General features: G+C 44.5%; 9 protein-coding genes, 2 tRNA genes and 1 pseudogene. 7 read left to right on the top strand and 5 right to left on the bottom strand.

The annotated features are described in order from the left end of the window. Position 1 precedes the first annotated feature (1 nt). Both I2F54_RS13360 and I2F54_RS13365 read left to right on the top strand, forming a co-directional pair. Positions 2–1,144, top strand: a complete 1,143-nt coding sequence (locus tag I2F54_RS13360) for a CapA family protein (RefSeq protein ID WP_195501463.1) — start codon at positions 2–4, stop codon at positions 1,142–1,144. Positions 1,145–1,234: 90 nt separating this feature from the next. Beyond that, positions 1,235–1,308, top strand: a tRNA-His gene (locus I2F54_RS13365). A gap of 267 nt (positions 1,309–1,575) precedes the next feature. Here the strand turns inward: I2F54_RS13365 and I2F54_RS13370 are convergent. Together I2F54_RS13370 and I2F54_RS13375 are read right to left on the bottom strand one after the other, a co-directional pair. Continuing rightward, positions 1,576–1,912: pseudogene (locus I2F54_RS13370) on the bottom strand (ATP-binding protein); the annotation flags it as partial. Between the two features lie 120 nt (positions 1,913–2,032). Then, complete coding sequence (locus I2F54_RS13375) at positions 2,033–3,751, bottom strand: helix-turn-helix domain-containing protein (RefSeq protein ID WP_195501438.1); 1,719 nt, start codon at positions 3,749–3,751, stop codon at positions 2,033–2,035. 106 nt (positions 3,752–3,857) lie between these two features. Here I2F54_RS13375 and I2F54_RS13380 point away from each other — a divergent pair, with 106 nt between their 5' ends. After that, positions 3,858–5,498 (top strand): B12-binding domain-containing radical SAM protein, encoded by a 1,641-nt coding sequence (locus I2F54_RS13380; RefSeq protein WP_195501439.1) that lies wholly within the window; start codon positions 3,858–3,860, stop codon positions 5,496–5,498. A 153-nt stretch (positions 5,499–5,651) separates the two neighbouring features. Here the strand turns inward: I2F54_RS13380 and I2F54_RS13385 are convergent. Further along, positions 5,652–5,736 (bottom strand) — tRNA-Ser (locus I2F54_RS13385). Between the two features lie 469 nt (positions 5,737–6,205). On the opposite strand from I2F54_RS13385, the gene pflB reads away from it, so the two are divergent. Both pflB and pflA read left to right on the top strand, forming a co-directional pair. Beyond that, the gene (gene pflB / locus I2F54_RS13390) at positions 6,206–8,434 is read left to right on the top strand and encodes a formate C-acetyltransferase (protein ID WP_022219639.1); all 2,229 of its coding nucleotides are present in this window, start codon (positions 6,206–6,208) and stop codon (positions 8,432–8,434) included. Positions 8,435–8,560: 126 nt separating this feature from the next. After that, complete coding sequence (pflA, locus tag I2F54_RS13395; RefSeq protein WP_195501440.1) at positions 8,561–9,286, top strand: pyruvate formate-lyase-activating protein; 726 nt, start codon at positions 8,561–8,563, stop codon at positions 9,284–9,286. Positions 9,287–9,414: 128 nt separating this feature from the next. Here the strand turns inward: pflA and I2F54_RS13400 are convergent, their stop codons facing one another. Continuing rightward, positions 9,415–10,740 (bottom strand): porin family protein, encoded by a 1,326-nt coding sequence (locus I2F54_RS13400; RefSeq protein WP_195501441.1) that lies wholly within the window; start codon positions 10,738–10,740, stop codon positions 9,415–9,417. Next, positions 10,741–11,289 carry an RNA polymerase sigma factor gene (locus tag I2F54_RS13405; protein ID WP_009120788.1) on the bottom strand — a complete coding sequence of 183 codons (549 nt, stop codon included), beginning with the start codon at positions 11,287–11,289 and terminating at the stop codon, positions 10,741–10,743. A 175-nt stretch (positions 11,290–11,464) separates the two neighbouring features. On the opposite strand from I2F54_RS13405, the gene I2F54_RS13410 reads away from it, so the two are divergent. Beyond that, the gene (locus I2F54_RS13410; RefSeq protein ID WP_129618127.1) at positions 11,465–12,169 is read left to right on the top strand and encodes a NigD1/NigD2 family lipoprotein; all 705 of its coding nucleotides are present in this window, start codon (positions 11,465–11,467) and stop codon (positions 12,167–12,169) included. Between the two features lie 112 nt (positions 12,170–12,281). Further along, positions 12,282–13,193: a DMT family transporter gene (locus I2F54_RS13415; RefSeq protein WP_195501442.1), complete on the top strand. Its 912-nt coding sequence runs from the start codon at positions 12,282–12,284 to the stop codon at positions 13,191–13,193. Positions 13,194–13,394: the final 201 nt, after the last annotated feature.

Raw genomic sequence — 13,394 nt, forward strand, 5'->3', positions numbered from 1 at the left:
GATGAAAACACTCATCACCCTTATCTTTCTACTATATAGCGTAGCCCTTTCCTCACAGGAAAGGATTACGCTATTATTTGTAGGAGACTTAATGCAACACCGGGCGCAAATAGATGCCGCCCGTACTTCCGACGGAACATATGATTACTCCTCTTATTTCTCTCTCGTAAAGGAAGAAATCTCTCGTGCCGATATTGCGATAGGCAATCTCGAAGTAACTCTCGGTGGAAAACCCTATCGAGGCTATCCCGCTTTCAGTGCGCCCGACGAATATCTGCAAGCTATCAAGGATGCCGGATTTGATGTTCTTCTCACAGCAAACAATCATTGTCTGGATCGCGGCAAGACAGGATTGGAACGAACCATCACACAAATCGAATCCCTTTCCATACCCTATGCAGGCACTTACCGGAACGCCGCCGAACGTAAACAACGCTATCCTCTTTTCATCCGGAAAAAAGGTTTCTGTATAGCCATACTCAACTATACTTACGGTACCAATGGAATCAAGCCATCCGCACCCAACATCGTCAATTACATCGACAAAGAAACAATTCTAAAGGACATCCATAGCGCCCGGGCCGTACGCCCGGACGCCATTATAGCCTGTATGCATTGGGGAGAAGAATATCAATCACTCCCCAACCGCGAGCAACGCGAACTTGCCGGCTGGTTACTGGAACAGGGAGTAACCCATATCATCGGTTCGCATCCGCACGTAATCCAGCCTATGGAATTACGCACGAACGGCAATCAACAACATGTCATCGTCTATTCCTTAGGAAACTTCATTTCCAACATGAGCGCTGCCAATACAGACGGCGGCCTCATTTTTACGCTGCAACTTGAGAAATATCCTCTCCCCGCGCCCATCCATCCATTACAAAACAATTTAAGCTATTCACCGTCGCTCGAACCTTTTGCCCTTTCTTTTCCGTTCGCCCGTGTCGTCCGGTGTGGATACACCTTAGTGTGGACCGGCCGCCCTGCTCTCACCGGAGAAAAAAATTACATTTTATATCCCTCCCATGCACCGGTGGACAGCTTACCGAAATCAGCCCGTAACCGCTTGAATATCTTTATGAAAAACTCCCGAAAGCTCCTGTCCCGGCACAATATAGGAATTTATGAGAATAACAAATAGCTGTTTTTTATTGAAAATATTCATCGAAATATTTGTAATATCAAAGATTATCCCTATCTTTGCACCGCATTTAAGAAATGCAACAACATGGTGACTGTAGTTCAGTTGGTTAGAGCGTCAGATTGTGGTTCTGAATGTCGAGGGTTCGAGTCCCTTCAGTCACCCAAAGAAATCCTTAATAATCCATAAATTATTAAGGATTTTCTTTTTTCTCTCACGGAACAAATTAATCCGTCCCATAAGACAAACCAACCCATCTCACGAGATGAATTAATCCGTCCCGCAAGACGTTTTTCTTCATCCTGCGGGACGGATTTACTCAAATACCACAATGATTTTTTATCCCTCTCGCTATTCTGCTTCCATACTATAAAGAATAAAAAAAGTCCCGCAAATCTCAACGACTTACGGGACCCCAGAATAAACAGAACTCAGGACACCTTTCGGCATCCCTCAATAAGTTGCGGACAACAGGGCAGATGTACCCAAGACTTGCTTCCTACACCGATTTCAGAATCAACGCCTATGATTCCACCCATACTCTCTACAATAGACTTGCATATCGATAACCCCAAACCAGTCCCCTGTGCAAAAGAGTCGAGCTTTTCAAATCGGTCAAAGATCGTAGAAAGTTTATCTTTAGGTATTCCACACCCTGTGTCAGTTACACTCAATTTCAACTCCTGTTTATTTATCTCATAAGATATATCTATTATATCCTTTGCTTGTACATTTCATGGCATTAGACAAAAGATTATCCAATACTTGTTTTGCACCGCAAAGGAAAGCATTTCCCTATGAAGTATCCTACTTCAATAACCCCTACTATAAAAAATTGTCCTAAAGTTTATAAAGAAAAGTCCTACAATACTGTATAACAACGGTTTATTATTCCATCTCCATTTGAACCTTTTTAAATTCAGAAGGCGTCATACCCGTTTTACTCTTAAACAGATTGTGAAAAGTCGGCATGCTGTTAATGCCGGAAGCCTCTGCTATGGCACGTAGAGTATACTCGGGATGCTCTTTCAACAACTGTATGGCATGATTTAAACGCAGCTCATTGATATAGCCATTCAGATTGGTTCCCGTATTTTCTTTTATCATTTTGGCAAAACGGGTATTATTCATGTGCGCCATTCTCACCAAATCTTCTCTTGACAAATCGGCGGAAAGATAAAGCTCATCTTTCCTTATCAGAGAATCCAATTTCTGAAAGACCAGTTTATTGATTTCATACTCCTGGCCGGCATCGGAAGATTCCGTATCCAGTTCATGATGTGGAAGAAGCGGCTCGGTATCTCCCGATGACTGCTGTTTCTTCTTCTGCGCGGAAAGTTCCTCATTGATATACTTCATCAATGCCCTGTTCTTATCCTTGATATTCCGATTCTGCAACCACACTTTCCATAGGAAAAACAAAGCCAGCAGCACCAAGATACAGATAAAAATCAAAGAGACAGTCCTTATTCTTAATTGGGAAGCCTGCTCCACAATATGCGCTTCTTTCTCATCGACATCGTATAAGGTGTCAAGCTCCAATGCGGCATTCGTCTTTTCACGCTGATGTATACTGTCAGTCACAGCAATAAAAAGGGCGCTTAACTCAGCGGCCTGCTTGTACTCTCCCAAACTGGTATAAGCCATTATTTCTTTGGACAAAATACCACGGTACTGATGATTGATGGTATCCTGTTCCCTGAAAAGCTCTTTCAAGTCACGACAATTATCCAGTATCTCCCGATACTGTCCTGTGACAAGCAGATAGGGAGTAGCATTATATTTACCTTCGGGAGTTGAAGCGGCTTGTGTGGATTTATATTTTGCAAAGCACTTCTCCGCCTTTTTCTTATCGTCCGAACGATAATACAGATAAGCCAACTTTGAATATAAATATGATTTCTGCAAATCCAGATAAGCTTCCTGCATGCCTTCCGTCCTTTCCATTTTATCCAGTAACTCCTGACGATACAAGCCTACCGCCAAGGCATCATCTATCAAATTATCATCTATCAGAAAGCTCATTTTAACCCCGCAAAAGTAAGAAAGCATACGCAAACCGTACGCATCGTCAGCATCGCTCAAGAGCCGGATAGCCTCATCGAATGTTTCATACGCCTCTTTCTTAAAAGACAAACGGCGTTTGTTCTCTCCCATACAGAATAGCAATTTAGCTTCCGCCTGTTCATCATTCATATTCCTGGCCAACCGAATGCCCTCAACGACATACCGATTACTTACTTCATATTCGCTCAACAGACTTGCCAAGTCCGCCAACTCAATCGTCATCTTTAGTAGATGTTCGGGGGTATTATTCGCCACGGAATCCTGTACATAAGCCCGTCTTGCATAACGAAAAGCCAATTTGCACTGGTACTTATTACGGTAGACCATGCTCCGCAGGTCGTTGATCCGGGCAGGCAGCATTGCCCGCTTTTCTTCGGCTTCATCCAGCAATTGCAATGCACGGTCGGGTTCAGTCATATATATATCCGTGATATACTGCTCTGTATAAGGTGAAGATTGCTCATTATTTTCTTTCTCCTGAGCCATCAGGAAAACATTGTCCACCAAGAATAAAAAGCAGATATAAAGGAAATTTTTCATAGTTTCTGAGCCTATCCGGATTCATTAATAGTCCGCAAATATATACTTTTTTATTTATCCTAACAGTAAAATCACCTATCTTTGCAAGGATGAAACTAAATCAAATATGAAAATTCTCTGGATAGACTTAAATAGTTCTTACGCCCATTCCTCATTGGCGCTTCCCGCACTGCATGCACAAATAGCGGATGATTCCTCGATTGAATGGGCAATCGTTTCCGCCACAATTAATGAAAACACAGGGACCGTTGTGGACGAAGCTTATCGGCACAAGCCCGACATTCTTGCCGCAACCACCTGGCTTTTCAACCACGAACAATTACTGCATATCGTATCAAGGCTGAAAGCTTTACTGCCCGAAACCTGTCTTATATTAGGCGGTCCGGAGTTTCTTGGAGATAATGAATTCTTTCTGCGTAAGAACCCTTTTGTAAACTGTGTATTCAGAGGAGAAGGCGAAGAGGCGTTTCCGCAGTGGTTGGCCTGCTGGAATCATCCGGAACAGTGGAAGGATATTCCCGGTCTGTGTTATCTGGATGCCGATAAACAATATAAAGACAATGGAATAGCCCGTGTCTTAAACTTCTCCGGACTTATTCCACCCGAAAAAAGCTGTTTCTTCAATTGGAGCAAGCCGTTTGTACAACTTGAAACTACACGCGGATGTTTCAACACATGCGCCTTTTGCGTCAGCGGCGGCGAGAAACCGATTCGCACTCTCTCTATTGACAGCATCCGCCAACGGCTCCTAATCATCCATGAGCATGGTATTAAAAATGTACGCGTACTCGACCGTACATTCAATTACAATGCACGTCGTGCAAAAGAACTGCTCCAACTGTTTTTAGAATATCCCGACATACGTTTTCATTTAGAGATACATCCGGCGCTTCTCTCCGAGGAATTAAAAGAGGAGTTAAAACTGTTACCGCAAGGACTGCTCCACCTTGAAGCCGGGATTCAAAGCTTGCGTGAACCAGTACTTGAACAAAGCCGCCGCATGGGTAAATTATCCGATGCTTTGGCAGGGCTGAAATTTCTCTGCTCGCTTCCAAATATGGAAACGCATGCCGATCTTATAGCCGGACTTCCCCTCTATCATCTCAATGAGATATTCGAAGATGTATATACCCTGGCCCGGTACAATGCGGGAGAGATACAATTAGAGTCACTCAAACTGCTTCCCGGTACGGAAATGCGCCGCCGGGCAGAAGAACTCGGAATACGCTATTCCCCTTTCCCACCCTACGAAGTTTTAGAAACAAACGAAATCAGCGTAGGCGAACTGCAGACAGCCCGCCAGCTATCCCGCCTGTTAGACGGTTTTTACAACACTCCCGCCTGGCAGGCACTAACCCGGGAGTTAATCTTAAATGACAGAACTTTCTTGCAGAGGTTCCTTGAACATCTGATACAGATAAATCTTATAGACCAACCCATGAGCTTGGAAAAACGCGGGCTTATACTTTATGAATATTGTAAGTTGGCTTATCCTGAATATCAAATGCAGGCCAGCATTGCCTGGATAGAAGCCGGCATGTCATTAAAGAAAGCTCCTGCAGAAAAGGTAAAGACCAAACATCAAGTTCCACCGGAGAGGTGGGAAGTGATATATGGAGATTATAAAGACAGCCTCAGGCTTTGCTTTCTTCCACAAGACGAAAATACAAAATGCGGTTATTGGTTTGGATTTGAATCTGAAGTACAGAAAACCACTCCTGTATTCAAAGCAAGAACAAGCGGTTAGCAATCTGCCGATATTGCCATCGGCACCGACAAACAATGCATCATTCGGCAAAATAGGTGTACCTCTTTACGTTTTTTGCCATTTACCCAAAAATAAAAAGTCCCGTAAATTATTAATTTACAGGACTTTTCTTTAATTCATATTCTATTTCAGCGGAGAGACAGGGATTCGAACCCCGGGTGCCTCGCAGCACAACGGTTTTCAAGACCGCCGCAATCGACCACTCTGCCACCTCTCCAAAACTTCCTTTTCAAGAAGTGCTTTTCTCTTAAAGCGCTGCAAAGATAATACTTCTTTTTTAAACAGCAAACAAACTCGGCATAAATATCACTCTCTCCCTTAAATTGCTACGGTGGTACAGTACAAACTAATAACCGATACAACAATCTATTTTATTCTTACCACATCCGTTATCTTTTCATACCACAGCTGTTGTAAGAAAAGATAACGGCAGTAGTATGAAAGGATAACAGGCGTGGTAAGAATAGTTTTTCCACAAGAAAACAATAGCCTGCAAACAGTTCAGCCCCAATTAACAGCAAGCAACAAATAAATGCATACACAGCGACATTCTCTACCTATTAATGATTATTTTATGTTCTTCAGCATAAAAACTATGCATTTTATTGTGCAATTACGGAAATATTTCCGTAATTTTGCGCGCTCTAAAGGATAACATATCTAATCACTTTCAAAAAAAGAATATTATGGAATTAAACAAAACCTTTATTGACGGGCTTTGGAGCAAAGAAATCAATGTTAGTGATTTCGTTAGTAAAAACATCGCACCCTACACCGGAGATGCATCTTTCCTGCAAGGACCTACGGAACGTACCAAACGTATTTGGAACCTCTGTTTGGAAGCATTGGAAGAAGAAAGAGCCAATAACGGTGTTCGCTCATTAGATCATACTACAGTATCTACTATCACTTCACACAAGGCAGGCTATATCGATAAGGAAAACGAACTTATCGTAGGTTTGCAGACAGATGAGCTGTTGAGACGCGCCATCAAACCTTTTGGCGGCATCAATGTCGTGGCGAAAGCATGCCGCGAGAATGGCGTAGAAGTAGATGATAAAGTAAAAGACATCTTTACACATTATCGTAAGACTCACAATGACGGCGTATTCGACGTATATACCGAAGAAATCCGTTCGTTCCGCTCTCTGGGTTTCCTTACCGGACTTCCCGACAACTATGCACGCGGACGCATCATCGGTGACTACCGTCGTTTGGCATTGTACGGTATCGACCGCCTCATCGAGGCCAAGCAGGAAGATTTACGCAACCTGACCGGCCCCATGACCGAGGCACGTATCCGCCTGCGCGAAGAAGTATCAGAACAAATCAAGGCTTTGAAGGACATCAAAATCATGGGTGAATACTATGGTCTCGACCTCAGCCACCCTGCCACATCTGCTCAGGAAGCTGTACAATGGGTATATATGGCGTACCTCGCTGCCGTAAAAGAACAAGACGGAGCAGCCATGTCATTAGGTAATGTATCTTCATTCCTCGACATTTTCATCGAATACGACTTGGCTCACGGTAAGATTGACGAAACTTTTGCTCAGGAGCTGATTGACCAGTTCATCATCAAACTGCGTATGGTACGCCACTTGCGTATGCAGTCTTACAACGACATCTTCGCCGGAGACCCGACTTGGGTTACCGAAGCTATCGGCGGACGCTTCAATGACGGTCGCGTGAAAGTAACAAAGACTTCTTTCCGCTTCCTGCAAACGCTGTACAACCTCGGCCCGTCTCCCGAACCCAACATGACCGTTCTGTGGAGTCCCGAATTACCGGAAGGTTTCAAGGAATTCTGCGCCAAAGTATCTGTGGATACCAGCTCTATCCAATACGAAAACGATAATCTGATGCGCGAAGTACGTAACTGCGATGACTACGGTATCGCTTGTTGCGTATCTTACCAAGCCATCGGTAAGCAAATCCAGTTCTTCGGCGCACGTGCCAACCTCGCCAAAGCATTGTTGCTCGCCATCAACGGCGGACGTTGCGAGAATACCGGAACCGTAATGGTAAAAGGTATCCCCGTACTGACCCACGACACGCTGAACTTTGAAGAAGTAATGGCCAACTACAAGAAAGTGTTGACGGAGATTGCCCGCGTTTACAACGAAGCAATGAACATCATACACTACATGCACGACAAGTATTACTACGAAAAAGCCCAAATGGCATTCGTCGATACCGACCCGCGCATCAATCTTGCCTATGGTGTAGCCGGACTTTCCATCGCTATCGACTCACTGTCCGCCATCAAATACGCCAAAGTAACGGCACGCCGTAACGACATCGGTTTGACGGAAGGCTTCGACATCGAAGGTTCTTTCCCCTGCTTCGGTAACAATGACGACCGTGTAGACCATCTCGGCGTAGACTTGGTTTACTATTTCAGCGAAGAGCTGAAGAAGCTGCCCGTATACAAGAATGCCCGTCCTACCCTGTCATTGCTGACTATCACTTCCAATGTGATGTATGGCAAGAAGACCGGCGCTACTCCTGACGGACGCGCCAAAGGTGTCGCTTTTGCTCCGGGAGCCAACCCGATGCACGGACGTGACAAGAACGGTGCTATCGCTTCTTTGAGTTCGGTAGCCAAACTGCGTTATCGCGACTCGCAAGACGGTATCAGTAACACATTCTCTATCGTTCCGAAGTCATTAGGTCCTACTGACGAAGAGCGTGTCGACAACCTGGTTACCATGATGGACGGTTACTTCACCAAAGGCGCGCACCACCTCAATGTGAACGTATTGAACCGTGAAATGCTGGAAGATGCCATGGAACATCCGGAAAAATATCCGCAACTCACCATCCGCGTTTCCGGTTATGCCGTAAACTTCGTGAAGTTGAGCCGCGAGCATCAGTTGGAAGTCATCAGCCGCAGTTTCCACGAAAGAATGTAAGTAATACTTTAAGAGTATAATCTTCAGGCACGGATTACGCGGATTTCACGGATTAAGTAAACAATCCGGGTGCTCCATGTAATCCGTGCTTTTTTCTTAATACATTCTTACTTATAATATACGATTATGATTAATGTTCATTCATACGAATCAATGGGTACCTTTGACGGTCCGGGATTACGGCTCGTCGTTTTCCTTCAAGGCTGTCCTTTCCGTTGCCTGTATTGCGCCAATCCCGACACCATAGACGCAAAAGGCGGTACTCCCACCCCCGCCAATGAAATTCTACAAATGGCTATCAGCCAAAAAGCATTCTTTGGAAAGAAAGGGGGAATCACTTTCTCCGGTGGCGAACCCACATTGCAGGCCGAGGCATTGATACCTTTATTCAGAGATTTGAAAGCCAACGGCATCCACATCTGCCTTGACACCAACGGTGGTATCTGGAATGACAAAGTAGAGGAATTGTTAAGTCTGACAGATTTGGTATTGCTTGACATCAAAGAGTTCAACCCCGAACGTCACCGTGCTTTAACCGGGCGCAGCAACGAACAAACCTTGCGCACTGCCGCCTGGCTGGAACAACAAGGACATCCATTCTGGCTGCGCTATGTCTTAGTGCCGGGATATAGTGATTTTGAGGAAGATATACGTAATATGGGCAAGCAGCTTGGCAAATACCAAAGCATACAACGAGTGGAAATACTTCCCTATCACCGCTTAGGAGTACATAAATACGAGGCCATGGGCTGGGATTATCAGTTAAAAGAGGTAGTAGAGAATACCCCCGCACAACTGGAACGGGCCGAAAAGCTCTTCAAAGAGTATTTCCCCACAGTAGTGGTAAATTGAGAATTGAGAATTAAAAATTGAGAAATAGGCTGCGCTATAAACTCTTTATCGGTATAAACCCCGATTTTGCTATTTACTATTATAGCGCAGCCTATTTCTCAATTTTTAATTCTCAATTCTCAATTTAATCAGTAAGTCAACCGTATTCCCCCTTGTAACGTAAAGTTACAGGGATTTTCCTTCCTTATCGTCTGAATATCGGAGCCGTCATCGAAGAAGTAAGACACTCCCGGTTCTACATAAATACCTACCCTTTTACTTATATTATACTGTGCACCCACAGCTCCCATCACAGAGAATTGCAACGGCTTTACAGTTTCGCTCCGACTGCCTATTTTACCATAAATACATTTCTCCATGGCGCCTCCGGCGGAAACATACATGATAAAGGACTTCTTATCTACAAAATTCCAGTTGGCACGCAAAGGAATACCTAAATAATGCAATTTCTGGCTGACCTTCTTCGAGCTTCCGGCAAACTTCACATCCGAAGCAAGATACGTATATGTCAAACCAGTCTCTACGGAGAATCCTTTCGCAAGTCCTTTACGCACTGAGAAACCGAAAGACAAGGGCTGCTTATGGTCTATATCCACTATCTCTTCCGAGTTTTTCATCAGATACGGCATACCATTCTTGAAAACAAGCTCCTGTCCTTCCGGAACATCCATTATACCGTTAGCCACCGTAGCCAAATCGACCTTCCCGCCGGAATAGCCGAACCCCGGATCGCTTTGTACAAAACCGCTTTCACCGATACTGTTTCCGGCAATCAGTCCGCCCGTATTTCCCACAGCCAGTCCGACCGACCAACCGCGTGACTTTTCTTTTTTCGTATTTCCAATCGGCAGTTGCAGTTTATCCCTACCGGACGGACGACGACGTTCAACCTGCTGTTTCTCCGTACTATTATTTCCGGTTGTAACAACCTCATCTTCTTTTTTCGTTACCGGAACCGTTTGTTCCTGTACACTCTCTTGAATTTCCGGTTCCGTATCCAAAGGCTGCATCTTCGTTGTCTGCTCCGCATCACCTGCTGTATCCAGTTGTTGCGCCAACAAAGAACGCCTATTTATACCCGCTGACGATACCTGTTTCTGCGCGCGATAGTCAGGTTCTGTTATTTCTGTCCGTATCGAAGGTGTCTGTTGCTCCGGCAGTCTGTCCGGAGCAATTGCCAATGCCGGCACAGCCGTACCCCTCATTTCCTCTCCCACAGGGCTCTGAAGCAACCACACACTGACTGACGACACCACGATAAGCAATGACGCAGCCGCAGCTACAGCCCAGCGGCGGAAAGGAATAATCCTCCGTTTTCCGGCTGCCGGCGGCTTCGGAGCGGACAAATCCTTTTCAAGCCGTTCCCAACCGGAAACGGGTAACGATTCGGAATAATCCTCCAACCGTTCCTTTATCTTTCGCATCCACAATTCATCTTCCATACGTTTCTTCATTTATGCGTTCTTTTTCATCCACTCCTTCACCTTAACCGCCAAAGCTGCTTTGGCGCGTACCAACTGCGAAGCCGAGGATTTTTCATTGATGCCCAGCAGTCGGGCGATCTCCTTGTGAGATTTATCTTCAAAAATAAACAGGTTGAATACGGTACGATAGCCGGCAGGAAGTTCGCTGATAAACTGCATCAATACTTTTTGAGGAATTGTATCCACAGCCGAGGCATCCGGTTCTTCATACGTTTCCGGCACATCATCCAAGGCAGCAGACTGGTTCATCACATCATTCTTCCGCAAATACTGTAACACCGTATTCACCATTACACGCTCCATCCAAGCCCGCAAAGAACCCTCTCCCCGCCAAGTGAACTTATCGAAAGAATCGAACAGCTTCAAGAAACCGTCATGCATCAAGTCCTGTGCGGTTTCCCGGTCACCGGCATAACGCAAACATACGCCGAGCATCCGCCCTGCATACTGTTCATACAGTTCTTTGCGGGCAAGGTTGTCGCCTTGCCTGCAGCGTTCTGCCAATACCTGTTCTTCCATTCTCTCTTTTAACACGTGTTTACCTTATAAATGCAACAGGCGCAAAAATACTGCATCCGGCAGATAAGAAATTCATTCTTCATCTTCTTTAACAATCTTATAAGCAGTATTTGCACAATCCCGGCATTTTCTGAATACGAAATCTAAAACAGAACCAATAACAAAACCTCTACTTATGAAAAAGTTAAGAACGACATTAGCCGCATTTCTGCTACTGCTCATTGCCATGCCCGTATTGCAATCCTGTCTGGACGATTGGGACGATGATGAGCGTTCATCCCTCACTATCGGCACTGTACGTATCATCGACGGAAAAGACTATTATTTCGCGCTCGATGAAGGAACCAGAATGTTTCCCGGCGATACCGCCCAAGTCAATAACTATACGTTGGTGGAAGGACAACGCGCTTTTGTATATTTCAACTTGCTGGACGAAAAGGTGGATGGCTACGATTACAATGCCAAAATCAATCATGTAGAGAATATTCTCACCAAAGACATCTACTTCATGCCCGCCGAAAAAGCCGACAGCATCGGTGACGACCGCATCAACATAACCAATATGTGGATTACGGGCAATTATCTGAATATTCAGTACCAGCTATATCACAGCAACAGTAACGACAAAAAACATATGCTGAACCTGATAGTCAACGAAACATCCGACGGCAAAAACGATAAAGAAGGTTATGTCACGCTGGAATTCCGCCAAAACGCCTATGATGACGAACCCCTCATGCCGGGACAAGGACTTGTTTCTTTCAAACTGGATAAGATAGCCGACCGGATATCCGGAAAAACCGGACTTAATATCCGCGTAAAAAGTTTGTACGACGGCGAACGTTATATGACTGTCGACTTTAAGAAAGACGAAAACTAATCCATTCTGTGGAACACTCTTTTCAAGTTCTTTTTATAAAAGCGGAGTGAGGCATTTGTCAAAAGAAAGGCGTATCTTTGCAGCCGATTTTACAAAATTACTTTCTACAACCATGAAAAAAGGACTGCTGTACGCTATATTGGCATCTGTGCTATGGGCTATCGTAAACCCGTTTATCAAGCAAGGGCTCAGTTATGATTTTACTCCGATGAATTTCGCCGGTATTCGTTTTACGAGTGTCGGCATTCTGCTTTTTGCTTATACCTGGCACAAAGGTATGTGGCAGGAAATCAAGCAGTACCGCAAACTGTTCCTCAACTTGATATTCATCAATATGTTCATGGGCTATACGGCCTTCTATTTCGGGGTGGATTTTGTCAGCGGGGCTATCTCATCCATCATCATGGGTATGACACCGCTTATCAATGTATTGCTTGCCCACTTGTTGGCAAGTAACGACAAGTTGAACGGTTACAAGATAGTCAGCCTCATCGTCAGCCTTGCGGGGCTTTTGCTGATTGTAGGAATGGGTAGCGACGGCGAACCGCTGGATTGGAAAGGCATTACAGGCATCATACTATTATTGCTCAGTATCATTTTTCAAGGCTACTCCGCCATCTCCGTATCCGAGGAGAAAGGCAAAATCAACCCTATCTTCCTGAATGCCGTACAGATGTTCTTCGGTGGCGCCCTTATCTACATCATCGGACTGAGTACGGAAGGTTATCATTCTTTTATCGGCAAGCCTGCCGGGTTCTATATCAGTCTGGGTATTCTTGTATTCATTTCTGTCTTTGCATTCAGTTTCTGGTTTATGGCGTTACAAAGCAAAGGAGCAAAAGTCAGCGACATCAATATGTGCCGCCTCATCAACCCGATTCTCGGAGCTGTATTAAGTTGGATTATGCTTGCGGGAGAATACCCCACATTCAGTACCGTAGCGGGTATGTTGATTATTGTCAGCTCACTGATTATCTACTTTAAAGGAGCGGATATTATAAAGTACCTTAGTACAAAGAAGTAAGCAACAATGGAATAACAAAGTTATATGAAGCTACCATTATTCCCACACGATATAAAAGAAGTATCTCACTGGAAATAGAATGAGGCTAAGGTATATAATGAAGAAATTCTATGATTGCATCATATAAGAGCGAATAGGAAATAACTGCTTTTATTGTTTTAAATAACATAAAATCATAAAATTCACTTTTGCCCATAATTC

It is taken from the genome of Bacteroides clarus (assembly GCF_015555825.1).
Taxonomy (GTDB): Bacteria; Bacteroidota; Bacteroidia; order Bacteroidales; family Bacteroidaceae; genus Bacteroides; species Bacteroides clarus.

Coding starts and splice junctions, on each gene's coding strand:
- I2F54_RS13360 (WP_195501463.1), top strand. CDS start 2: ATGAAAACACTCATCACCCTTATCTTTCTACTATATAGCGTAGCCCTT.
- I2F54_RS13375 (WP_195501438.1), bottom strand. CDS start 3,751: ATGAAAAATTTCCTTTATATCTGCTTTTTATTCTTGGTGGACAATGTT.
- I2F54_RS13380 (WP_195501439.1), top strand. CDS start 3,858: ATGAAAATTCTCTGGATAGACTTAAATAGTTCTTACGCCCATTCCTCA.
- pflB (WP_022219639.1), top strand. CDS start 6,206: ATGGAATTAAACAAAACCTTTATTGACGGGCTTTGGAGCAAAGAAATC.
- pflA (WP_195501440.1), top strand. CDS start 8,561: ATGATTAATGTTCATTCATACGAATCAATGGGTACCTTTGACGGTCCG.
- I2F54_RS13400 (WP_195501441.1), bottom strand. CDS start 10,740: ATGAAGAAACGTATGGAAGATGAATTGTGGATGCGAAAGATAAAGGAA.
- I2F54_RS13405 (WP_009120788.1), bottom strand. CDS start 11,289: ATGGAAGAACAGGTATTGGCAGAACGCTGCAGGCAAGGCGACAACCTT.
- I2F54_RS13410 (WP_129618127.1), top strand. CDS start 11,465: ATGAAAAAGTTAAGAACGACATTAGCCGCATTTCTGCTACTGCTCATT.
- I2F54_RS13415 (WP_195501442.1), top strand. CDS start 12,282: ATGAAAAAAGGACTGCTGTACGCTATATTGGCATCTGTGCTATGGGCT.